Origin of the sequence: Companilactobacillus tucceti DSM 20183 (assembly GCF_001434665.1) — a bacterium.
Classification (GTDB): Bacteria; Bacillota; Bacilli; order Lactobacillales; family Lactobacillaceae; genus Companilactobacillus; species Companilactobacillus tucceti.
In genome coordinates, this window is record NZ_AZDG01000002.1 from 77,644 (window position 1) to 101,244 (window position 23,601).

Genomic DNA, 23,601 nt, shown 5'->3' on the forward strand with positions numbered 1-23,601 from the left:
AGGAAATTCCCCCCTTAGCTTAATTCTTTAATAGAAATATCTTGATAAACTTCATTAATTTTTTCTTTAACAGCGATATCTTGACTGAATGCCGTTGCTGATCCGCAGGCAGCTCCCATATGGAAACTTTCAATGGCATCATTTGTTTTCATAAATGTACCAACAAAACCAGCAATCATCGAATCTCCAGCTCCAACAGAATTTATTACTGTTCCCTTAGGAGCGTTAGCATGATAGGCGTGGTCTTTAGTAACTAGTAGAGCACCATCACCGGCCATTGATACTAGAACGTGTTTGGCACCTTTGTCTAGTAACTTTCTAGCGTTGTCAATAATATCTTGATTGTCTTTGAATGTTGTATTGAACAATTCAGCAAGTTCATGATGATTTGGTTTAACGACCAATGGATTAAGTGGTAGTGTATCCAACAATGCTTGTCCAGTTGTATCAATAACAAAGTCTGCACCTTGTTTTTGAATCATTTCTGCAATATCAAGATAGAATGTTTCAGAGATTTTCTTTGGCAAACTACCTGACATGACAACAACATCGCCATTTCCAACTTTTTTGAGTTGTTTAATGAATTCGTCTTTTTCTTGATCTGAAATGTCAGGGCCAGTACCATTGATCTCTGTTTCTTCATCTTGTTTAACAGCATTGACTTTAACGTTGATTCTGGTGTCTTCAGATACTTGTGTGAATGATGTCTTAAGGTCATGTTTAGATAATAAATTTTCAAACATTTTTCCAGTTGCACCACCGACAAATCCAAGTGCCGTAGAATCAATTTCTAATTCCTTCAAAATTCTTGATACGTTGATACCCTTGCCACCAGGAAGTTTAACGTCACTAACAGTGCGGTTAACTTCACCAAGTGTAAGAGTCGTTAATTGCAATACATAGTCAATCGATGGATTAGCTGTAATTGTATATATCAATTAATTAACCTCCATAATTCTGGTTTTTTTATTTAGTAGTTCTAGTTCTTTATCAGTTAAGCCACTAGTAATTAAAGTTACATCTTTGATATCTGCAAATTTACTAAAGCTTACTTGACAGTACTTAGAACTATCTGAGAGAACAAATGCTAAATTAGATTGGGTGATTGCTAAATTCTTAATGGCTGACTCTTCAGGATCAGGTGTTGTAAAACCAGAATCGATAGAAAAACCATTTGCTCCAATAAATGCTTTGTCAAAATGATATGTTTCAAGAGTCTGTATCATAGTTGAACCAACTAACGCCTTGGTAGCCGATTTGAGACGACCACCTGGTAAAAAGGTATCTATATTGTAATCGGCCAACATTGAGGCGTTATCAACACTGTTGGTCACTACTAACAAATCTTTATGTTCGATCAAATATGGAATCATAAATTGAATCGTGGTTCCGGAATCTAAAAAAATTACTTCATTATTTTGAACTAAGTTTGCTGCAGCTTTTCCGATAGCCTTTTTCCCATCTAAATTAACTGTTGCCTTTTGGGAAAGAGCAGGTTCCTCATGTAGAGATATAACATTTTGAGCACCGCCATGAATCCTCAATAACTTATGGCAGCTTTCAAGATCTTTTAAATCTCTTCGTAAAGTTGACGCTGATGCTCCAGTAAGGGGAATCAAGTCGTGCAATTTTACAATATTATGTATTTTTAATTGCTGTAATATAATCTGTTGTCTTTCTTCAGTAAGCACTTTCATTCTCCTCCAAAAAGTATATTACAACCATATTCAATCAAAATCAACCAAAAACGTTCATTTTCTTTCAAAATCATTCATAAACGTTTAAACTGTTTTAATGGCCTTTAAAATGTTTCTTTTATTCAAAGTATTATGAAACCCGTTTTTGTGCTAAAATTTAAAAATGATAACTATGTTTAGAAAGGGGGATTTTAATGTTTGTAGATAACGTTAAAATCACCGTTAGATCCGGTAAAGGTGGCGACGGAGCTGTTTCGTTCCGCCACGAAAAATATGTACCTTTAGGCGGTCCAGCTGGTGGTGATGGTGGTCGTGGTGGAGATATTATCCTCAAGGCCAATGAAGGAATGAATACGTTAATGGATTTCAGATATAAACGTATTTTTAAAGCTGAACCTGGTCAAAATGGTCAGATCAAAGGTATGTATGGACGTAAAGCAGATCCCGTATATATAGTCGTACCCGCAGGTACATCAGTTTATGATGAGGATACTGGAAAGTTAATAGGCGATTTAACAGAACACAACCAAGAGTTAGTTGTAGCAAAAGGTGGTTCTGGTGGTAGAGGTAATATTCATTTTGCCAATTCTAAAAATAGAGCTCCTGAAATTGCTGAAAATGGTGAACCAGGTCAAGAGTTGCATTTACGTTTGGAATTGAAATTAATTGCTGACGTTGGGTTAGTTGGTTTTCCTTCTGTTGGAAAATCTACCTTATTATCAGTAGCAACTTCTGCAAAGCCTAAGATCGCAGCATATCACTTTACGACTTTATCACCTAATTTAGGGATGGTTAAGTTAGATAGTGGATTAGATTTTGTTATTGCTGATTTACCTGGATTGATCGAAGGCGCATCAAATGGTGTAGGGTTGGGAATCCAATTCTTACGTCACGTTGAGAGAACCAGAGTAATTCTTCATTTGGTAGATATGGACCCAGAAAATGGTCGTGATCCTTATGAAGATTATTTATCGATTCGAAATGAATTAGGTAAATATGATGGCAATATCTTAAAACGTCCTGAAATAATCGTTCCAACTAAGTTAGATATTGCAGGTTCTGACGAGAGATTAAAAGAATTTAAGAGTAAATTACCTGATGATGTCGATATTTTTCCAATTTCAAGTATTCAACATACTGGTGTCAAAGATTTGATGAATCATACTAGCACTGTATTACAAAATGCAGAGCCAATTCACTTTGACGTTGAAAATGATGATGAGACAAAAGAATACAATTATGAAGCAAAAGCTGATCGTCTCACTGTCGAAAAAGATGGGGAACATAGCTTTATCGTTAAAGGTGAAGATGTTGAAAGACTTCTTCAAAGAAGTAATTTAGATCATCAAGACGGAATTATGAGATTTGCACGCATGCTTAAAGGAATGGGAGTTGAAGATGCTCTTATTAAAGCAGGTGCTCAATCTGGTGATTCAGTGACGATTCTTGATTTCACTTTCGAATTTATTTAGGGGTTAAAAAAATGAATAAAGCACCGAAAAGAAGATTTATTAGTGGATTTGATGGATTGCGGACATTAGGGGTTATTGGTGTTATCATGTATCACTTAAATCCGACTGTCTTTTCCGGAGGGTACTTAGGGGTACCTATATTTTTCTTGATTTCTGGTTATTTAATTACAGATCATTTCTTCAATACCGTAGATTATGGTGGTAAATTTTCATTAGGAAACTTCTATGGCAAAAGAATCAAAAGATTGTATCCAGGAATGTTATTTGTTTTACTGGCATCTAGTGCGTATATAGTGTTCTTTTTGAAAGACCTTTTATATCATCTGGATCAAATATTTATAACTAATATTTTGAATGTTTATAATTGGTGGCAAATATTTAATGGACAGTCTTATTTTGAAAGATTTGCTAATAACGAATCTCCATTTACACATTTATGGACACTTTCAATTGAAGGTCAATTTTATATTATTTGGCCACTGTTGCTATTACTATTCGTAAAATTTGGTGTTAAAAAGAGCAGAATTTTTGGATTTGCAATGATAGTTTCAGTTATTTCTGCTGTTTGGATGGCAATTCTCTTTAAGCCAGGTGTAGATCCAAGTCGACTATACTATGGAACAGATACTAGATTGTTCTCAATTTTACTTGGATGTGGATTGGCTATTGTTTGGCCTGCCGAGAAACTTAAAGGTGGCATAGCCAGAGTTGATAAAGTTAAACTTAATGTAATTGGAACTTTGTCAATTGCCTTAATGTTATTAATGATATTTACAATGAAAGATTCATCTGCTTTCTTGTATCGTGGCGGAATGTTTATCTTTTCAGTGGTCACATGTATTTTGATTGCAGTTGTTGCGCATCCAGATGCTTTCTGGAATCGAATCCTATCCAATAAAGTTTTCCATTATATTGGAAGCAGAAGTTATGGTTTGTATCTATATCAATTTCCAGTCATGATATTCTTTGAGTCTAAATTTAAGAATGTCGCTGATCATCCAATTCTTTATCCAGTTATAGAGGTTGTTTTGATTCTATTGGTAACTGAATTTTCATATAGATTCGTAGAGCAACCATTAGCACATCTTAATAAACAAAGCTTTAAAAACTTTTTCAAGTCATCATCAGTTCTTCAAAGAACTCTGGCTCTTGTGATTGCATTGATCAGTATTACTGGCTGTTATGGTGTGGTACAAGCAGTAGGCGCTCCTAAGCCTAATGTTAACCACAGCAAGCTTGCAACTAAGATCAACAAGAATGAAAAAGCAAACAAAAAGAAGAAACAACAAGCAATTGAGAATTTGAAGAAATCTAAGGATAAATCTAAGAATGGAAAAGTCAGCGCTGCTGACATGGCTAAATATAAGAAGGCCGCAAAAGACCATCCAGTTAATAAGGATTTTGAAAAATATGGATTGACTCAAATTGATTTGCAAAGATTAAAGGATATTCAATTAACAGCTGTTGGTGATTCAGTTATGGCAGATGGATCAGATAATTTCTTGAAATTGTTTGATGATAAGAAAGTTATTGTCGATGCAGCTGTTAGTCGCCAATTGGATTCAAGTTTGGATATCTTACAGAAATACAAAGATCAAGGAGTTTTGGCTCCAAATGTATTAATTGGCTTAGGAACAAATGGACCATTTAATAATGACCAAGTTTCTCAAGTTATGAAATTAGTTGGACCAAATAGACATGTCTTCTGGATCAATGTTCATGTACCAACTAGACCATGGGAAAAGACTGTTAACGGAGTCTTGGATGAATCAAGTAAAAAGTACAAAAATCTAACTATTATTGATTGGAATGGCTACTCAGCGGGTCATACTGATTGGTTCTACGATGATAATGTCCATCCAAATCCTGATGGTTCTATGTATTATTCATCATTTGTTGTAAAACAAATACTCAAACAATTAGATAAAAAATAGATAGGATTTTTATATGGAATTAGAATTTTTAGGAACAGGAGCTGGAGTCCCTTCAAAAAGCCGCAATGTCTCAAGTGTTGCTTTAAAGATGCTTGATGAAAGAAATGAAGTTTGGCTTTTTGATGTCGGTGAAGCTACGCAGCATCAAATTTTAAAAACAGCAATTAGACCAAGGAAAATCACTAAGATCTTCATTTCTCATTTACATGGTGATCATATATTTGGCTTGCCTGGACTTTTATCCAGCAGATCAAATCAAGGCGGAGATACTCCTTTAGAAATATATGGTCCTGTTGGAATCAGAGATTTTGTTGAGACGTCATTAAATGTAACTGGAAGTAGACCTAATTATCACATTAAATATATTGAGCTAAAAAATGGTGGAGAGATATTTAATGATAAGACATTTAAAGTAGAAGCAGGTTTACTTAAGCACCGTGTCACTTGTTTTGGATATCGCGTGACTGAAAAGCCACGAGTGGGTGAGTTACAAGTTGATAAGTTGAAAAAATATAATATTCCTAACGGACCAATTTTTGGTCAATTAAAGTCAGGAGATACAGTTACACTTGATGACGGTACGGTATTAAATGGTAAAGATTTTATTGGTCCAGATAAACCAAGTAAAGTAGTGACGGTCATTTCAGATACTCGTTACACACCAGAAATCGATCGCCTTTCCAAAGATGCTGACGTTATAGTACATGAATCGACATTTTCTAATTCTGAGAAAAAAATGGCTTATAATTATTTCCATTCAACAGCTACTCAGGCTGCTGAGGCTGCAAATAAAGCCAGTGCAAAAGGTTTGTTGTTGACACATATCTCAGCAAGATATACAGGTAAAAATGCCTTAACACTTCAAAAAGAAGCGCAAAAGATTTTTAAAAATACTAAAGTTGTTAATGATTTTGATATTTATGAGGTACCTTTTACGGAAAAGAGAGGATAAATATGACTGATTTATTAAATCAAACAGTTGTTGTTACCGGTGCATCTTCTGGAATTGGTAAAGATGTAGCAATTAATTCAGCAAAGTTGGGTGCAAACGTTATTTTATTAGCTAGAAATGAAGAAAAATTACTAGCTGCTAAGAACGAATGTATCAGAGTTGGTGCAGAGAGTGCTCATCATGAGTATTTAAGCGTTGATATGTCTGATCCTAAACAAATTTCAGATAGTGTCGATAAAATTTATACTCTAACAGACCAAGTTGATATTCTTGTTAACGCTGCAGGATTTGGGGACTTTTCTAATTACCTAGACACTGAATTTTCTACCATTGAAAAGATGTTCAGAGTAAATGTTTTAGGTCTCATGTTGATGACTAGATTAGTTGCTAGTAAGATGATTGGACAAGGTAAAGGTCACGTCATTAATATTGGTTCAATTGCTGGTAAGATCACTACTCCTAAGTCAGCGGCTTATTCAGCTACTAAAGCGGCCGTCATCGCATTTTCGGATGGCTTGAGACTAGAACTTAAACCATTTAAGATTCATGTTACAACGGTAAATCCGGGGCCTGTGGCTACAAACTTCTTTGATGTTGCAGATCATGGCGGTAATTATTTGGATTCAGTTAAGTATTTTGTTCTTGATCCAAATAAGTTGGCTTGGGAAATTGTTAATTCTTTTAATACTAATAAGCGTGAAATAAATCGTCCTAGATATATGGGATTAGCAGCGGTACTCTATAAGTTAGCACCTAGTGTTGGTGATTTACTTGCAAGTACATTTGGTAATCGTAAATAGGGGGAGAGAAGTATGAATAGTAAGCAATCAAGATTTGTTATTGGATTGGTTATTGCGTTGATCGTTGTAATATTTGCAATTTTAAATGTAAATCCTGTAACAGTAAGTTTTGGTTTTACACATATTAAATTGCCTTTGATAGTATTAATAATTGTTACGCTTTTGTTGGGTGCAATAATTACAATGTTGCTATCGAGTACCGGTAATAAGAAGAACGATAAGAAATTAAGTAGAAATGCAAAAAAACAATTTTCTAATTTAAAAGTTTCAAATGATAGTCAAATTGCTGATGCTTTAAAGGAAAATGAAGGAAAAAAGCAAACAAAATAGTAATTTTGCTTGCCCTAACGTTTTTATGATAGTATTATATTAAACGTTAGATTTGATTAAGTTAATATAAATTAAAGGAGTTTTTAAATATGGCTGTTCCAAAGAGAAAAACATCAAAACAAAGAAAACGTCAAAGACGTGGACATATTAAATTGAATACACCAAACATGCAATTTGACGTTGCTACTGGCGAATATCGTTTAAGTCATCACGTATCACCATCAGGTATGTACAAGGGTGATCAAGTAGTTGACACTAAAAAAGAAGCTTAATTAAAAGCCAAGTAAATTATGCTTGGCTTTTTTTTAATAAGTGGGGAAAATCTCATGAAAAAATCTAGATATTTATTTTTATTGATGGTTCCAATGTTCTTATTACTTCTGACTGGTTGTTCTAAGCTTTCTTTGACTACTACAAAAGATTCATATAAAGCTGATGGATTGGTAGCCGTTGTGAAAGGTAGAGTTACAGATGCTGATAAGGTAACTTATACTGTTAGTGGAAAGACTAAAGATGTCGAAGTTAATGATGATCATTTTGCAATTTCAGTTCCCGTTGCAACTCATGATAAGAATGTCAGAATAAAGGCAACTAGTGGTGATAATTCGACTACAGAAATAGTTAAGGTTAAAAAAGCAAAACCTTTAGCTGGATATACAACGTTTGCTCAGCAATATAATTATGCTAATTTAACCTTGGGAAAGCAAAATGACCAAATGAGGTTAATTGCTAATAGTAATGGAATTATAAAGCATACAACAGCTAGTGGAACTAAATTAGTAATGAATGTTCAAGATAATCAGTTGATGGGCATTGCTATGAATCTGTCATACAAGTCAATGAAGTCTAAGGTTGGTATGAAGAATTTTGGAACTGACCTAGGAATAATCGCTCAATTGGTGGGTGCAGATGGTAAAGCTGTCTTAAAGAACCTGTCCAAGCAGATAAAAGATGCTGACGGCGGAAAAACCACAATTAAACAGATTACCTCCAAGGGTGTTAATTTTAATGTTAATTTGACTACTAAAGACTTCTATCTTTATGTAACCAAATAAAAAAACGAGACTAGTTGATCAACTAGTCTCGTTTTTTATAAGATTTATTTAGCACGATTGTCGCTTTTATCTAAAATAGCAGGAACGATAAAGAAAATAATTGCGAAAACAGCACTGACAACAACAGAAGTTTGGAAGTTATAAGCTTGTTGGTTTAAAGCACCACCAATGAAGCCAGCAACTTGACCTAAAATGATTGTCCATAACAATACATCGAAATATCTCATTTCTTCCATCTCACTTTCTTCAGTAGTTTAGCACAAAAATGAGCTTTGCCCAATAATGTTCATAAACACTTTGATATAATTTTAACCAAAGGGGGTAGTCAATTGCAAGCACAACTCCAAGTAATGAGCAGTTATAGTTTATTACATAGTCCATTAAAGTTGACCGAACTAGTCGATAAGGCCAAAGAACGGGGCTATCAAGCCATAGCGTTGACAGATATAAATAATCTTTATGGTTCGATCGACTTTTATAAATATGCTAAAAAACAGGGTATTAAACCCATAATTGGTTTGGTAATTGAGATCAATGGAATAATTGATGTTAATACTGATTATAATTTGATTTTACTTGCAAAAAACAATCAAGGATATAAAAACCTTATAAAAATTTCTTCTTTGATCATGTCCTCTAAAGAAAAAATTCAAATTGACGATATTTCAGAGTTTATGTCGGGAATATTTGTAATTACTCCTTCAATTGATCCTGAAATTTTAAATATAGGTAATCTAAATGAATATTTTGCAAAATTAAAAAATTTAGTTGATAAAGATTCATTATATTTAGGAATAGGACTTTATTCTGAGCAAATCAATATTGTCAAAGACATTAGAAAAGTCTCCCAAGATATGGCATTACCACTAGTTGCTTTAGGCGATGTTCGTTATATAAATGATGACGATCATTTGTCGTATCAAGTATTAAATTTTGTTAGAACAGGTGATAAGTTTGATAATTTAGAACAGATAGTTGAGCATGGTGATCACTATCTACATTCTGCAAAAGATTTTTCTTCTATATATAAAGAATATGATTTAGGTCAGGCAGTAAATAATTCAGAATTTATCGCCGATCAATGTAATGTTGAAATAAAATTTCAAAACACTGAATTACCAAAATTTGATACTCCGGGTACTACTTCCGCCAATTATTTAAGAAATTTGGCTGTTAAAGGTTTAAAAAAACGTCTGAATGATCAAGTTACTTCTGAATATCAAAAAAGACTCGATTATGAATTGCAAGTTATAGATGAAATGGGGTTTTCAGATTATTTTTTGATTGTTTGGGATGTTATCAAACACGCACATCAAGTTGGAATTAAAACGGGACCTGGACGTGGTTCTGCTGCTGGTTCGTTAGTTTCATATACTCTGGGTATAACCCAAGTTGACCCGATTAAGTATGATTTATTGTTTGAGCGTTTTTTAAATCCACAACGTGTAAATATGCCAGATATTGATTTGGACTTACCTGATGATCGACGTGATGAGATGGTTGAATATATGCACGATAAGTATGGATCAGATCATATGGCACAGATAATTACTTTTGGAACATTAGCAGCAAAGATGGCTTTAAGAGATATTTCTAGGACTTTTGGTCAAACTCAATTTCAATTAAGTAAGTGGTCAGATTCTATACCAAGAAAATTGAATATAACTCTTAAGGAATCTTTTGAAGAATCTAATGATTTAAGAAATATTATTTCAGATTCTAAAGAAAACGAGCTTATTTTCAAAGTTGCAAAACGTATTGAAGGTATACCTAGGCACTATTCAACGCATGCTGCAGGAATCGTTTTAAGTAAAAAGCCTATGACTGATATTGTTGCGGTGCAATTAGAGGATGATGGCATCAATTTGACACAACAAACTAAAAACAATGTAGAGAGCGTTGGTTTGCTAAAGATGGATTTTCTAGGGTTGAGAAACTTAACGATTTTAGATACAGCCATTCAAATGATTACTAATCAATACGGTCGAGAATTTATGCCAGAAAAAATACCATTAAATGATCCTGAAACTTTACAGTTATTCCAACGTGGTCAAACTGATGGAGTATTTCAATTTGAATCTGATGGGATAAGAAGTGTCTTAAGAAGACTAAAGCCTACCTCATTTGATGATGTTGTGGCTACAAATGCTTTATATCGTCCAGGTCCAATGCAAAATATTGCTACATTTATTGCTAGAAAGCATGGGGATGAACCAGTAACTTATCCTGACGATTCTTTGAAGAAAATATTACAACCAACTTATGGAATTTTAGTGTATCAAGAACAAGTAATGCAGGTCTCATCACAAATGGCCGGATTTTCATTGGCCGATGCCGATATTTTACGTCGTGCTATTAGTAAGAAAAATGAAACTCTAATGCAAGAAAACCATCAAAAATTTGTTAACGGTGCTGTGAAAAAGGGAGTCGTCAAAGAATCGGCAGAAAATGTTTATCATTATATCGAGACATTTGGTAATTATGGATTTAATAAGTCTCATTCAGTTGCATACTCAATGATTGCCTTTTGGTTGGCATATATTAAAGTTCATTTTTCAGGAATATTTTATACTTGCTTGTTGAATTCAAATCTTAATAATGAATCAAAAATTTCTCAATATATTCAAGATGCTAAGGATAGTCATATAAAAATTAAAAATGTAAACATCAATAATAGCCAATCGAGTTTTACTTTTAATGATGGATCAATTCAATTCGGGCTTTTGAATATTAAAGGAGTTCGTCGTGACTTGGCTCAGGATATTTTAGAAGAACGAATTAAAAATGGAGAGTATTCTAATCCTCGTAACTTTCTACAGAGAATAGATAAACGTTTTGTTAAAAATGAATATTTGGAGCCACTAATTTTGTCTGGAGCTTTTGATGGATTTAATAAAAATCGCCGAGAACTATTACTAGATTTTCGTGATTTAACGGAAAGTATTCAACTATCTGGTTCTAATCTCTCACTCTTTGACGTTTTAGAGCCGAAAAAGCACGAAGTTGATGACTTTACTTTGACCGAAAAATTGAATCAAGAGAAAAAATATTTAGGTATTTATGTGTCAGGCCATCCAGTTGAAAAAATTAGAGAGAAATTATTGAATACTTCTACTATTAAAATTAGTCAGTTGGATCAATTTAAACAGCAGAATGTAAATATTGTAGGATTAATTAGAGATGTTCATGTGATAAGAACAAAAAAGGGTCAGCAGATGTGTTTTTTGAGCTTAGAGGACGAAACTGGGAAGATATCCGTTACTGTTTTTCCGCGATTGTTCCAAAAGCTATCTGAAGAAGAACTGGACAATAATATTTTCTTGATCGTTGGTAGACCAGAAGATGGCAGAAGAGGCGATTTGGAATTTATTGCTGATAAAATAAACGAACCTAATCAATACATGGTCAAACTGCCTGAAGAAAAATTATATTTAAAAATACCATCTAGTTTTTCGGAGTATAAACTGCGAGAGCTTTATACACTGATAGAAAAAGATGCAGGAAAAGTTCCCGTGATTCTTTATTTTGATAAAAATAAGCAGGCAATATTATTGAAACAGAATCGATGGGTGCGTTTTAATGATGATATGAAGACAGAACTTGTAAAAATGTTGGGAGAAAAAAATGTCTATTTAAAAAAATAGAATTAATTTCAACTTAAAACGTTTTCAGCTCTACAAAGAATGTGAAAAAAATGTTATATTTTATAAGGTTTTGTTTTTGAAACAAATAAATTTGGAGTGTGAATAATGAAGCGTATAGGTATTTTAACCAGTGGTGGCGATGCCCCTGGTATGAACGCTGCTATTAGAGCAGTCACACGTAGAGCTTTGGACAAAGGCTTAGAAGTGTATGGCATTAATTATGGATATGCTGGTTTAGTTGCTGGGGACATTTTCCCATTAACTGCTTCTGATGTATCTGATCGTATTCAACGTGGTGGAACATTCTTGTACTCTGCAAGATATCCAGAATTCGCCAAAGAAGAAGGACAATTGAAAGGTATCGAACAACTTAAGAAATTCGGTATCGATGCTTTGGTTGTTATTGGTGGAGATGGTTCTTACCATGGTGCATTGCGTCTTACAGAACATGGCTACAATGCGGTTGGTCTACCAGGAACTATTGATAATGATATTCCTTACACAGACTTTACAATTGGATTCGATACAGCCGTAAGTACTGTTATCGAATCAATCGATAAAATCAGAGATACAGCCACTTCCCATGAAAGAACTTTTGTTATCGAAGTTATGGGTAGAGGTGCTGGTGATATCGCTCTTTGGGCTGGTGTTGCTGGTGGTGCTGAAGAAATCGTTGTTCCAGAACGTGACTTTGATATTGCTGAAATTGCTAACCGTATCAAAAAGGGTCGCGAAAAAGGTAAGAAGCATATGCTTGTTATTCTTGCCGAAGGTGTTATGCATGCTCAAGAATTCACAGATAAGCTAAATGAATTCGGTGACTTCCAAGTACGTAGTACTGTTCTTGGACACGTTCAACGTGGTGGTTCACCAACAGTTAGAGATCGTGTTTTAGCAAGTAAGATGGGTGCATATGCCGTTGACCTTCTTGAAGAAGGAAAAGGTGGAGTAGCTATTGGTACAGAAGACAATAAGTTAACATACCACAGCATGCTTGATTTATTCGATGGAAAGCACAAACCTGATTTGGACTTATATGATTTAAATAAATCATTAAGCAGATAATTTGGTACAATAGATTTATCAAAAGAAAAGGGGTTTCTTGATGAAAAGAACAAAAATTGTAAGTACACTTGGTCCTGCAAGTAATGATGTTGAAACAATTACTAAGTTAATCGAAGCTGGAGCTAACGTTTTCCGCTTTAACTTCTCACATGGTGATCATGAAGAACATCTTTCACGTATGAAGATGGTTCACGAAGCAGAAAAAATTACTGGTAAGACTGTTGGTATCGTTTTAGATACTAAGGGTGCTGAAATCCGTACAACTGTTCAAGAAGGCGGAAAGTTCGAAGCCAAGATCGGTGATGTTATTCGTATTTCTATGGATGATTCATTGACAGGTACACCAGAAAAGATTGCTGTTACATACCCAGGTCTTTATGACGATACACATGTTGGTGGTCACGTATTGATCGATGATGGTCTTGTTGACTTGAAGATCACAGAAAAAGATGACGAACATCGTGAATTAGTTACAGTAGTACAAAACGAAGGTATGATCGGTTCAAGAAAGGGTGTTAATGCACCTGGTGTTGAAATCCGCCTACCAGGTATCACAGAAAAAGATTCTGATGATATTCGTTTCGGTTGTGATAACGGAATCAACTTCATCTCAGCTTCATTCGTTCGTAAAGCTCAAGATGTTCTTGATATTCGTGAAATTCTTGAAGAAAAACACTGTGAAGATGTTCAAATCTTCCCTAAGATCGAATCACAAGAAGGTATCGACAACATCGATTCAATCTTGAAAGTTTCTGATGGTTTGATGGTTGCTCGTGGTGACATGGGTGTTGAAATTCCATTTGAAAACGTACCATTCGTTCAAAAGAGCTTGATCAAGAAGTGTAACGCTCTTGGTAAGCCAGTTATCACTGCTACACAAATGCTTGATTCAATGCAAGAAAACCCACGTCCTACACGTGCCGAAGTTACTGACGTTGCTAACTCTGTTCTTGATGGTACAGATGCTACAATGCTTTCAGGTGAAAGTGCTAATGGTGACTATCCTGTAGAAGCTGTTGCTGCTATGAGCCAAATCGACGAACGTACAGAACAACAATTAGACAAGAGTAACCAACTTGCAATCCAAAGATTCGAAGAATACAAGGGTTCAAACGTTACAGAGTCAATCGGTGAATCAGTTGTTAGAACAGCTGAAGAACTAAACATCAAGACAATCGTTACAGCAACTAAATCAGGTTACACTGCACGTATGATTTCTAAATACCGTCCAAGTGCTGATATCCTTGCTATTACATTTGACGAAAGAACACAACGTGGTTTGACAGTTAACTGGGGTGTTGATCCTATTATTGCTGACAAGCCTGCAAACACTGATGAAATGTTTGACCTTGCTGCAAAGAAAGCTCAAGAACTTGGCTTTGCTAAAGAAGGAGATTTGATCCTTGTTGTTGCCGGTGTTCCTGTTGGTGAAAGTGGTACAACTAACTTGATGAAGGTACAACTAATTGGTTCAAAGCTTGTTAAGGGTCAAGGTGTTGGTGAAGAATCAGTTGTTGGTAACACAGTTGTTGCTCATTCAGCTAAAGAAGCAAATGACAAAGTTAAAGAAGGAGACATTCTTGTTACAGAAATGACAGACAAGGATTACCTTCCAGCTCTTGAAAAAGCTAGTGCCGTTGTTGTTGAAAACGGTGGTTTGACATCACATGCAGCCGTTGTTGGTATTGCTATGGGTCTACCAGTTGTTGTTGGCGCAAAGGATGCTACTTCACTTATCAATGATGGTGAAACAGTAACAGTTGATTCAAGACGTGGTGTTGTATACAAGGGTGCTTCACGTTCTCTATAATACATACTCCATTCATTAAATGATTTAAATTAAAAAGCTAATCTACAGAGGGACGCCTCATAGTAGATTAGCTTTTTTTGTTTTAAATAAATTCAGATATAAAATTCAAAACCCCTTGGCTTTGATTATCAGATGTTTGTTTATCGGATACTTTTTTAACGCGATCCTGAGCATTTTCCATTGCTACACCTAGACCAACTTCTCTAAGCATTTCCAAATCATTACCGCCATCACCAAAAGCACACATTTCATCTAAAGAAATATTCAATTTCTTTCCAAGTTCAGCTAAACCGGCTGCTTTATTTCTTCCAGGTTGAATTATATCAATATCTCCGTGACCGCTGCTAGTTGGTTCAGCAATTCCTGATAATTCAGATTTTAATAAATTAACCAAATTTTCAGTTTCTGATGGTGGACATGTTAAAGCAAATTTTAGAATCTGATCATCAATTTCTTTAAAATTGTCTACAATTGATAATTCATGATAATAATTTTTAACATTTTTAATGTAGTCCCTTGGTTCACTATTTAAGGTGTATGCATTTTTTGCCCCACATACTAAAATTTGAAGTTGTGGTATTTTAGATAATTTATCAATGATTTTATTTGTGGATGTATTATCGAAGGAATGTAATGCATAAACTTTTTCTAAATCTCGAATGTATGCACCATTCTCAGCAACATAGATAGTATCTGGATACTTTTTGAAAAATGATTTTAATTGAAAGTATTGATTACCACTTGCAACAACCCATTTAATATTTTGTGATGTTATTTTTTTATGAATCTCAGCAAATTTCCCTTCGTCGTAAGTCATATCATCACGTAAAAAAGTTCCATCCATATCAGTAGCAAATAATTTTATCATTTAAAATAACTCCTAAGTTAAGTTTATTACCCAAAATTTTATCATATCCACTTATTTTTTCTAGCAATATATAGAGCTTCAATTCTAGAACGTGTACCTGTTTTACTTAGAATTGAAGAAATATAATTTCTGACGGTTCCATCTGAAAGAAAAACTTTTTTTGCAATTTCTTGACTGCTCAGTCCTAAATCAATTTGCTTTAAGATATCTATTTCTCTGTTTGTTAATGGATTCTTTTCGGAAGTTAAAATGCTAGTTACCAGTTCTGGAGCAAAAATTGTTTTTCCGTCTAAAACTTCTTGAATGGTTTCAATTAATTCGTCAGTTGGACTATCTTTTAATAAGTATGCATTTACTTTGGCGGATACGGCTTGTTCAAAATAACTGGCTTGAGCAAACGTCGTAAGAATAATGACTTTAACATTTTGCTTGATGATCCTTAATTGAGAAGCAATTTCCAGACCAGACATCTTAGGCATTTCAATATCTAAAATCGCTATATCAGGTTGTAACTTAATTATATCTTTTAGTGCTGATTCGCCATTCGTTGCTGTACCGATGACTTCTATGCTATCTTCAAGATTTAATAGAGTCGATAGGGCAGTATTTAACATTTCTTGATCTTCTGCTAGATAAACTGTAGTCATTATTTACTCCTTAGGAACTTTAATTGAAATTGTTGTTCCTTTTTTTGATTGAATTTCTAAGGTTCCTTTAATGTCCTCAATTCTCTGACTCATTCCTTGGATTCCGAAGGCGTTTTTTCTAATTTTCGAGTATCCAACCCCATTATCTGAAATTGTTAAATAAAAATGCTTGTTGTCTTCGTTGAATTGAAAAAATACATAATCTGCCATGCTATGACGAATTATATTGGTCGAAGCTTCCTTTATTACTGATGCAAGAATATTTTGAATATCTTTTGGCCAATGTTCGGAAATATCTTCATTATCAGAACTTAGATGTATTTTAACTGTTTGTAGGTTATTTTCTTCCTCAATCATTGCAGCGGCAATAGTTTTTTCATTTAAATCAGCTACAATTTGTCTAACTAGAGTTAAATTCTCTCGTGAAGTTTTAGCAATGTCTTTTAGTTCAGAGTGAGCTTGTTCAACATTTTTATCGATCAATTTATCAGCTAATTCCGTTTTAAGAGTTATTAATGAAAATGATTGTCCAAGATTATCATGTAGATCCTTTGCAATTCTAGAACGTTCATTTTGTCTGATAATTGATTCCAAACGTTTATTATTTTGGTTTAATGAGGCAAGCCTTCTATAGGAATTACTAAGTGATCTAGCAGCAAAAGGTGAACCAACTGCAAAAGTGATTGTAACAATAACACCAAAACTATCGTAACGATTAAAATGGTAAATCATATTGAATCCAAGGGGTATAGTGATTAGTATTAAATAAATAAGGGTGTAAAAATGGAATCTTTTTTGAGTGATTTTAACAGAACCTATTTCCCATGCCGTAAAAATAAATAGGGTACTCATATCGTGAGTAAAGCTAAAATAAATAGCTAAAATAAGCTGACCAATAATATCAAATGTTAGTAATGGCTGATTTTCGTAACCATCACGATATAATTTTAAAAATATTATGATCAAAAAAAGAGAAAACCAGTCAAAATTTCCGTTATTAAATAACATTTGACTGGTAAGGATAATTAATGATAGTGTCCAAAAGTATGGCATGAAACCAAAACGTTTTGGAAACAATATCTGTTCTTTGAAGAATTTTTTCATTATGTTAATTCCTTATGTCTAAATCTTGTTAGGATAAATGTAAAAGTAATTATTATTAGTAACCAAATAGTTAAACCCAAAATTTGATTTATACTTATACCTTTATTATAAAGTATAGACTTATCAATAGACGAAAGCTCGAAAGTAGGAGTTAATTTACCAAAAATTTGTAGCCATTTTGGCATCATGTCAATGGGCCACCATAAACCACTAATCATTGCTAAAGGAAATACTATTAGATTATTTAGCAAGTTTATCGTGTTTGAATTTTTGAATAGTGAGATAAGAATACCTACAAAAATCAATGGAATTGTTCCCAAAAGGTTGACTGTCATAATGATCAACCATGTGACAATGTTTAATGAAATATGATTAATTACTATACCTATTAGAATGATTGCTATTGAGGATATAACATTTAAGAACATAAAAATGATAATTAGTGAAAGATAGTATTGCCATCTGGGAAGAGGTGTTAGTTTCGTAAATAGATCGAAGTGACTAGTGTGATCTTCCAATAATGTATTTGATACTGTGATGACAGAACCTAAAAGACAACTATAAATAATCATACTTATAAGGTAGTTGGTATTCCAAATTTTTAAATTAGCCTTAGAGATACCTGAAGTCAGCACTTTTGTATACAACAAGTAAAAGATGATTGGTAACATCATGTCAAACAAAAAGAAACGTTTGTTTCTTAAAATTATTCTTGTAAAATTTAACCTTACTTGGTAATTAAATTTAGTCATTTTTTTTACCTTCTTCAAAAGAATTAAATAGTGAGTCTAATGAGTTTTGATGTACTTTTAGATTAGTTACTCCCTTTAAATAGGGACTTAACTCTTGCATTAATAGTTCAGGATCAGATGTTATCAATTGATAATGAGTACCAAAATGATTTAATTTTTTGAGATTTGTTAGATTTCCGAAAACATCTAATATGTTGCTATCAAATTCGATTAGACTTTGCCCTTGTAGTAAACGAAGTTGTGCAATTGAGTCATCGAATTTAATTTGGTGGTCTTTTAATATAATGATTCTGTCAGCAACATTCTCCAGTTCTTCTAAATAATGACTAGTTACGAAAATAGTTTTACCTTGCTTTTTTAATTGAAGGATTTCTTGCCAAAAATCAATTCTACTTTTACTATCCATTCCAGATGTAGGCTCGTCTAAAAATAATAATTCTGGGTCACCAGCAATGGCTAAAGAAAATGCTAGGTGACGTTTTTGACCACCTGATAATTGTGACATTTTTGAATGTTCGAATTGCTTTAAATCTGATATTTCGATTAGCTTTTGATATGTTTTGGGTGTTTTATAATAACTGCGCGTTAATTCAATTATTTCTTTTACTGTTATACGGGTAAGAGTAATATTATCTTGCATCATTACGCCAATATGTTCTTTAGGATGTTTTGAATTTGGAAATATACTGATTGAACCGGAATCGTGACTTATCAAGTTGAGCATTATATTAATTAAGGTAGTTTTTCCCGCACCGTTTTTTCCTAACAGTGCTATGATTTGTCCGCTTTGAATCGTTAGATTAATATCATTTAGAATTGTGTTTTGATTATACTTTTTACTTAAATGTTCAACGGTAATAATATTTTCCATAATTATTACCTCCTTTAATTGATAACTAAATTTTAAGGCGATTGAACATTGTGGGGTAGTAAGTAATGTCACAATATAATATGACAAATGTCATAAAAAATAGACTACATTAAAAATGTAGTCTATTCTTGCGTATTAAGTATTTTTAACAGATCATCATAACTAGAAATCTGTTTTATTTTTTCTTTTGGGGTGTTATGGAATATCTTATATAGGTAACTAAATATTTGACGAGATTCTTCTTCTTGATCATTTATCACAACATTTAAGATTAAGTTGATTAAATTATTGTTTAAATTTACAGGGTTATCTAACTTTATCGCAAATATATTACCAAATTTAATATTGGCAGTAGCGTGGGGAACTGCAATTACACCGTCTATTATAAGTTGATTACCAGCTTCCTCACGATTGATCAAGGTTTGAATTAAATCATCTGATAAGAGATCTCTGTTCTTAAATTCGGATAGACCAATCTTTAAATTGCTTAAGTAATTTCCATTGCTATTAGCAAGATTTAGATAGTTATTTGGCGTCAAAATATTACTTAAATTCTTATTGATGTAGTAATTACTTGTGATTCTCTTTAAATAGGATATGTGTTGTTGATTGATAATTCCGTTGATAGAAATATCAAATTGTCCAGAATCACCTCGATTGGGTCCGTTCATAATGCTTATATCATAATGATTTGTTTTTACAAACTTTTCAAATTCATCTTTTGAGTAGACACTTTTAAGATTGATATTATTGATATTTTCTAAAAGAATATTCTCGTTGATATTGGCAATTGAACGTTGGTAAGTGTACATCAGTATTTTAATGTTTTTATCTTCAGACATTATGTCCATAGCTCTTACGACATATAGACCAATATATTCATCATTGATGGAAATATCAGGTATTTTGTTTTCGATAGTTTTTCTAAAGTCATTAGCTAGATCAAAAGCAAAAGGATTCTTTATTTTGATATCTTTTATTTGTTTGATAAGAGACGCTGATATGAAAGTAGGGAACAAGTTATTACGGCATAAGTGTTCTGTAATATCCGTTACTAAAGTAGTTTCATCTAAACGTAATCCATATTTGTTAGTTACTTTTCTTAAAACTTCTTTGATGAATGAGGTATTTAGTTTGTTTAGTGTTTCTATTTTATCTAAATAAAAGTCCTGTGTATCTTCAACTTTACAAATATTTAATGCAATAAGTTGTGCTGTGATCTGCTTTGATACAAGGTACTTATTCACTTCTGGCGGGATATATTGCTTATTCTTTTCAATTATCTTATTAATGGTAGGTAAGTCTAATTCAGGTATATTCTGAATGAACTTGGGATTATTGAAAATTAAATAAGCTAATAAATCTACTTCAGTTATTTTTTTGAATTCAATTTGATAGCCTTTACCTATTTTTGAAACTATATTGATAAATCCGTGGTAACGATTATTCAATCTTTCAACTGTATTAGTCACTTCTCTTTTGGAAAGGTAAGTCTCGGCCATTAGATTGTCTATACTTTTATTTTTTAAGATTAATAATTTAAATAAAAAAGTTTGATCGTCAATTTCAAATTGTTCAATTAAAGATTGAAATTCTCGGTAATTTTTAATTACCATGTGGTATTTGCTACTAGATTTTATCTGAGCAATTGATCTCTCGATTAGATATTGATTAATTTCGTTAATGTCACGAATGATAGTTCTGCGTGAACTATTTACTTTTTCGGCCAATTCGGTCCCCGTATAATCATCATTCCAAAGTAAAATTAAAATTTGTATTTGACGAACATTTAACATATTAACTGCGAATGCCCAACTCCATTCGCTTCAAACCCTCCTCTAGTTTGATTTTAGGACAGGCGATATTCATCCTTAAATAATTACTATCTCCATATGTTGTACCAGGCATTATGCCAACTTTACCTTTATTAATTAGTTTGTCCTGTAGTTCATCCATTGAAATATTCAACTTAGAAACGTCCATCCATGCTAAGTAGGTTGCTTGTGGTATTTTGAAACTTATCATAGGAAACTTTTCTTTGAGAAACTTATCAATGATCATAAAATTTTCATGAAGGTAAGGTACCAGTTGGTCTACGTATTCAACACCTTCTTCACTATATGCTGCCATTTGTGCATACATCCCTAATATACTTACTGATGATAAAGCATTTTTATCTTTTAATTCAACTAAAAAGGCATTTTTTAATTCTTCATCGGGAATAAATGTATAAGAACCTATTAAACCAGGAGTGTTAAAGGTTTTTGAACCGGAAGAACAAATAACGACATTTTTTTGAGTGATATTTGTGATAGGGATGTATTTTGATCCAGGATAAACAATATCTTTGTGAATATCGTCAGAAATGACAAAGACTTTGTATTTGTCACAGATTTGCGTAATTCTTTCCAATTCCTCTTTAGTGAATACTTTACCAGTTGGATTATGTGGATTTGTTAAAAGAAAAATCTTGGTCTGTTTTTGTGATATTACTGCTTCAAAAGAATCCCAATCTATCTTATAGCCGGATTGGGCACTACCTAACCTTATTGGTATTAACATGCGGTTGTTTTGCTCAATTACTTTATAAAAGGCATCATACATTGGTGTGAATGTCGCTACAGCCTCATTTTCATTTGATAGTAAACGAATAAATGTTGCAACACTGAAAATAACACTAGGACTATATACGATCCACTCTGGGTCTATTGTTGCTTGATCTCTTTTCTCATACCAACAGGTAATACTGTTTTTATAGTCATCGTGGTTCCATCGTGAATAGCCATAAATGGGATGTTCAATACGTTTCTTTATGGCAGTTTGTACAGATTCAGGAACCGGAAAATCAGTGTCTGAAATAGAGAAGGGGAGAATATCATTTCTTCCAAAGCGGTCAGCGATGTAATCCCATTGTGTACTGTAAGTATTTTTACGATCAATAACATTATCAAAATTATATTTCATAAGTTTTTCCTTTCAAAAAAGGGGATGTGACATAGTCATTCCCCTTTTTTAGTTTCCAAATTTTTATTGACTAAACGTGTCACAAAAGGCTGCAACCTACACATAGCTACGAACCACGAATGATTGATGGTGCTAATCATTCGTGCCTCTAGACTATGCTCCGGTGGCAAACCACCTTTTGTCACACTCTCTTCAAATTTAAGCGGCTTTTGCTTCTTTTGCGGCTTGTTTTTTAAGCCAGTGACTCTTGAAAGTAATAATGAATAGTACATTTAGAGCTAATCCAACAGCAACACATAAGTAGAACCAATACCATGGTGATTCTAGACCTATTAGTGGATCAAAGATACCAATACCAGGAGCTGTTCTTTCAACGTTTAAGAAAATTGTTAAAGCACCTGTGATACCTCCAGCCAAAGTGTTAGCTGTAATCATTGGAAGTGGTGCGGCTAGTGCATAAGGGATAGCTGGTTCTGTAGCAACAGTCATACCAACTAAGAAAGCTGACCAAGAAGCGGCTCTTTCTTGTTTTGAGAAAATTGATGGTTTGATCCAAGTTGCAATAGCAGCGGCCATTGGTGGAAGTAAAGTTACAACACCAACAATACCGTACCAGTTGAATACGTGTGAACTAAGTAGTGAAAAACTAAAGAACCAAGCTGTTTTGTTGATAGGACCACCCATATCAAAGGCTAACATTGCTCCAACTATGAATCCACCAAGGACTTTCATTGAAGTTGGGATGTTTTGTAGGAATGTTAACATAACACTCATTAACCAAGCCATTGCTGGACCGAGTAAGAAGTAAGTTAGTAATCCGAAGACTAATAGTGTAACAAATGGAATGATCATGTATCCTAATACTGATTGGAAATTCTTACCTAGTTTAAGTTTCTTGAAGTATTTAACAAAATAACCAACAGAAAGACCGATAACGATAGCACCTAAGAAACCGGCACCAGATTTAGTACCAAGTAGTTCATTATCATTTGCTAAAAATGTAACTAAGAAAGCTGGAGCAAAAGCAGGCTTATCAGAAATTGCATAAGCAATATAGGCACCCATGATGGGAATCATGAATTGAAAGCCTAAATTACCAATGCTAGTAATGATCCAGGCTATTGAAGGAGAAGTCCCTTTTCCTAGAGGAGTATTTGGCATTCCAAATTGTACCATCATGCTACCAATAGCAATTAAAAGACCACCACCGATAACGAATGGTAATGCGGCCGATACACCGGCCATTAAGTAGCTCATAACACCTTCAGTAACTTTTTCTTGGTCAGAACCTAATTTAACTTTAGAAGCTGAAAGTACGTGAGCGTTACCTTCCAAGTCATCAAATAATGTATCAATATGTTTTAAAGCTTCAGATACAGGTAATTCAACAACTTTCTTTTGATTAAATCTTTCTTTATCATGATCTGTCAATCCTTTTCCGATTGCTAGGATAACGTAATCAGCTTCAGAAATTTGTTCAGGAGTTAATTTGTTTTCAACACCGCTGGCACCTTGTGTTTCCACATGTACTTCATAGCCAAGTGATTTTGCTTTTTCTTCAATAGCTTCGGCTACCATATATGTGTGAGCAATGCCGGCAGGACAGTTTGTAACAGCTACTATCTTTGTCATAAGA

At 33.6% G+C, this 23,601-nt stretch carries 21 protein-coding genes; 10 read left to right on the forward strand and 11 right to left on the reverse strand.

All coding sequences use genetic code 11. The features are described from left to right. Positions 1 to 14 precede the first annotated feature (14 nt). Positions 15 to 938 carry a 1-phosphofructokinase gene (pfkB, locus tag FC72_RS01560; protein ID WP_057764096.1) on the reverse strand — a complete coding sequence of 308 codons (924 nt, stop codon included), beginning with the start codon at positions 936 to 938 and terminating at the stop codon, positions 15 to 17. Then, positions 939 to 1,697, reverse strand: coding sequence for a DeoR/GlpR family DNA-binding transcription regulator (locus FC72_RS01565; RefSeq protein ID WP_235805125.1), 759 nt, complete (start codon positions 1,695 to 1,697; stop codon positions 939 to 941). A 188-nt stretch (positions 1,698 to 1,885) separates the two neighbouring features. On the opposite strand from FC72_RS01565, the gene obgE reads away from it, so the two are divergent. The 7 genes from obgE to FC72_RS01600 all read left to right on the forward strand — a co-directional run bounded on the left by obgE (position 1,886) and on the right by FC72_RS01600 (position 8,240). Further along, positions 1,886 to 3,169: a GTPase ObgE gene (gene obgE, locus FC72_RS01570; protein ID WP_201781785.1), complete on the forward strand. Its 1,284-nt coding sequence runs from the start codon at positions 1,886 to 1,888 to the stop codon at positions 3,167 to 3,169. 11 nt (positions 3,170 to 3,180) lie between these two features. Then, positions 3,181 to 5,103, forward strand: a complete 1,923-nt coding sequence (locus tag FC72_RS01575) for an acyltransferase family protein (protein ID WP_057764101.1) — start codon at positions 3,181 to 3,183, stop codon at positions 5,101 to 5,103. A gap of 13 nt (positions 5,104 to 5,116) precedes the next feature. Next, positions 5,117 to 6,055, forward strand: coding sequence for a ribonuclease Z (gene rnz / locus FC72_RS01580; RefSeq protein WP_057764103.1), 939 nt, complete (start codon positions 5,117 to 5,119; stop codon positions 6,053 to 6,055). Between the two features lie 2 nt (positions 6,056 to 6,057). Further along, a complete protein-coding gene (locus tag FC72_RS01585; protein ID WP_057764105.1) occupies positions 6,058 to 6,855 on the forward strand; it encodes an SDR family NAD(P)-dependent oxidoreductase in 798 nt (265 codons plus the stop codon). Positions 6,856 to 6,867: 12 nt separating this feature from the next. Further along, complete coding sequence (locus FC72_RS01590) at positions 6,868 to 7,185, forward strand: LapA family protein (protein WP_057764107.1); 318 nt, start codon at positions 6,868 to 6,870, stop codon at positions 7,183 to 7,185. Between the two features lie 89 nt (positions 7,186 to 7,274). After that, a complete protein-coding gene (rpmF, locus tag FC72_RS01595; RefSeq protein WP_057764109.1) occupies positions 7,275 to 7,457 on the forward strand; it encodes a 50S ribosomal protein L32 in 183 nt (60 codons plus the stop codon). A 54-nt stretch (positions 7,458 to 7,511) separates the two neighbouring features. Beyond that, positions 7,512 to 8,240: a hypothetical protein gene (locus tag FC72_RS01600; protein ID WP_057764111.1), complete on the forward strand. Its 729-nt coding sequence runs from the start codon at positions 7,512 to 7,514 to the stop codon at positions 8,238 to 8,240. A gap of 44 nt (positions 8,241 to 8,284) precedes the next feature. Here FC72_RS01600 and FC72_RS01605 read toward each other — a convergent pair whose 3' ends face one another. After that, positions 8,285 to 8,476 (reverse strand): YjzD family protein, encoded by a 192-nt coding sequence (locus FC72_RS01605; RefSeq protein WP_125592128.1) that lies wholly within the window; start codon positions 8,474 to 8,476, stop codon positions 8,285 to 8,287. A 93-nt stretch (positions 8,477 to 8,569) separates the two neighbouring features. Between FC72_RS01605 and dnaE the strand changes: the two genes are divergently transcribed. From dnaE to pyk, 3 genes are all read left to right on the forward strand, one after another. After that, the gene (dnaE, locus tag FC72_RS01610) at positions 8,570 to 11,884 is read left to right on the forward strand and encodes a DNA polymerase III subunit alpha (RefSeq protein WP_057764113.1); all 3,315 of its coding nucleotides are present in this window, start codon (positions 8,570 to 8,572) and stop codon (positions 11,882 to 11,884) included. A gap of 105 nt (positions 11,885 to 11,989) precedes the next feature. Beyond that, on the forward strand, positions 11,990 to 12,949 hold the full coding sequence (pfkA, locus tag FC72_RS01615) for a 6-phosphofructokinase (RefSeq protein WP_057764115.1): 960 nt from the start codon (positions 11,990 to 11,992) through the stop codon (positions 12,947 to 12,949). Positions 12,950 to 12,989: 40 nt separating this feature from the next. After that, positions 12,990 to 14,759 carry a pyruvate kinase gene (gene pyk, locus FC72_RS01620; protein ID WP_057764117.1) on the forward strand — a complete coding sequence of 590 codons (1,770 nt, stop codon included), beginning with the start codon at positions 12,990 to 12,992 and terminating at the stop codon, positions 14,757 to 14,759. A gap of 82 nt (positions 14,760 to 14,841) precedes the next feature. Here the strand turns inward: pyk and FC72_RS01625 are convergent, their stop codons facing one another. The 8 genes from FC72_RS01625 to FC72_RS01660 all read right to left on the reverse strand — a co-directional run bounded on the left by FC72_RS01625 (position 14,842) and on the right by FC72_RS01660 (position 23,597). Beyond that, positions 14,842 to 15,627 carry a Cof-type HAD-IIB family hydrolase gene (locus FC72_RS01625; RefSeq protein ID WP_057764119.1) on the reverse strand — a complete coding sequence of 262 codons (786 nt, stop codon included), beginning with the start codon at positions 15,625 to 15,627 and terminating at the stop codon, positions 14,842 to 14,844. Positions 15,628 to 15,668: 41 nt separating this feature from the next. Further along, positions 15,669 to 16,274 (reverse strand): response regulator transcription factor, encoded by a 606-nt coding sequence (locus FC72_RS01630; RefSeq protein WP_057764121.1) that lies wholly within the window; start codon positions 16,272 to 16,274, stop codon positions 15,669 to 15,671. A 3-nt stretch (positions 16,275 to 16,277) separates the two neighbouring features. Then, positions 16,278 to 17,378 (reverse strand): sensor histidine kinase, encoded by a 1,101-nt coding sequence (locus tag FC72_RS01635; protein ID WP_057764124.1) that lies wholly within the window; start codon positions 17,376 to 17,378, stop codon positions 16,278 to 16,280. Next, the gene (locus FC72_RS11135; protein WP_057764126.1) at positions 17,378 to 18,130 is read right to left on the reverse strand and encodes an ABC transporter permease; all 753 of its coding nucleotides are present in this window, start codon (positions 18,128 to 18,130) and stop codon (positions 17,378 to 17,380) included. Before FC72_RS11135 ends, FC72_RS01635 begins: the two co-directional genes overlap by 1 nt. Then, positions 18,123 to 19,001: an ABC transporter ATP-binding protein gene (locus FC72_RS01645; RefSeq protein WP_057764128.1), complete on the reverse strand. Its 879-nt coding sequence runs from the start codon at positions 18,999 to 19,001 to the stop codon at positions 18,123 to 18,125. Before FC72_RS01645 ends, FC72_RS11135 begins: the two co-directional genes overlap by 8 nt. A 122-nt stretch (positions 19,002 to 19,123) precedes the next feature. Next, a complete protein-coding gene (locus FC72_RS01650) occupies positions 19,124 to 20,797 on the reverse strand; it encodes an HTH domain-containing protein (RefSeq protein ID WP_057764130.1) in 1,674 nt (557 codons plus the stop codon). A 1-nt stretch (position 20,798) separates the two neighbouring features. Beyond that, positions 20,799 to 21,965 carry a MalY/PatB family protein gene (locus tag FC72_RS01655; RefSeq protein ID WP_057764131.1) on the reverse strand — a complete coding sequence of 389 codons (1,167 nt, stop codon included), beginning with the start codon at positions 21,963 to 21,965 and terminating at the stop codon, positions 20,799 to 20,801. A gap of 198 nt (positions 21,966 to 22,163) precedes the next feature. Continuing rightward, positions 22,164 to 23,597: a PTS fructose-like transporter subunit IIBC gene (locus FC72_RS01660; protein ID WP_057764134.1), complete on the reverse strand. Its 1,434-nt coding sequence runs from the start codon at positions 23,595 to 23,597 to the stop codon at positions 22,164 to 22,166. Positions 23,598 to 23,601 lie beyond the last annotated feature (4 nt).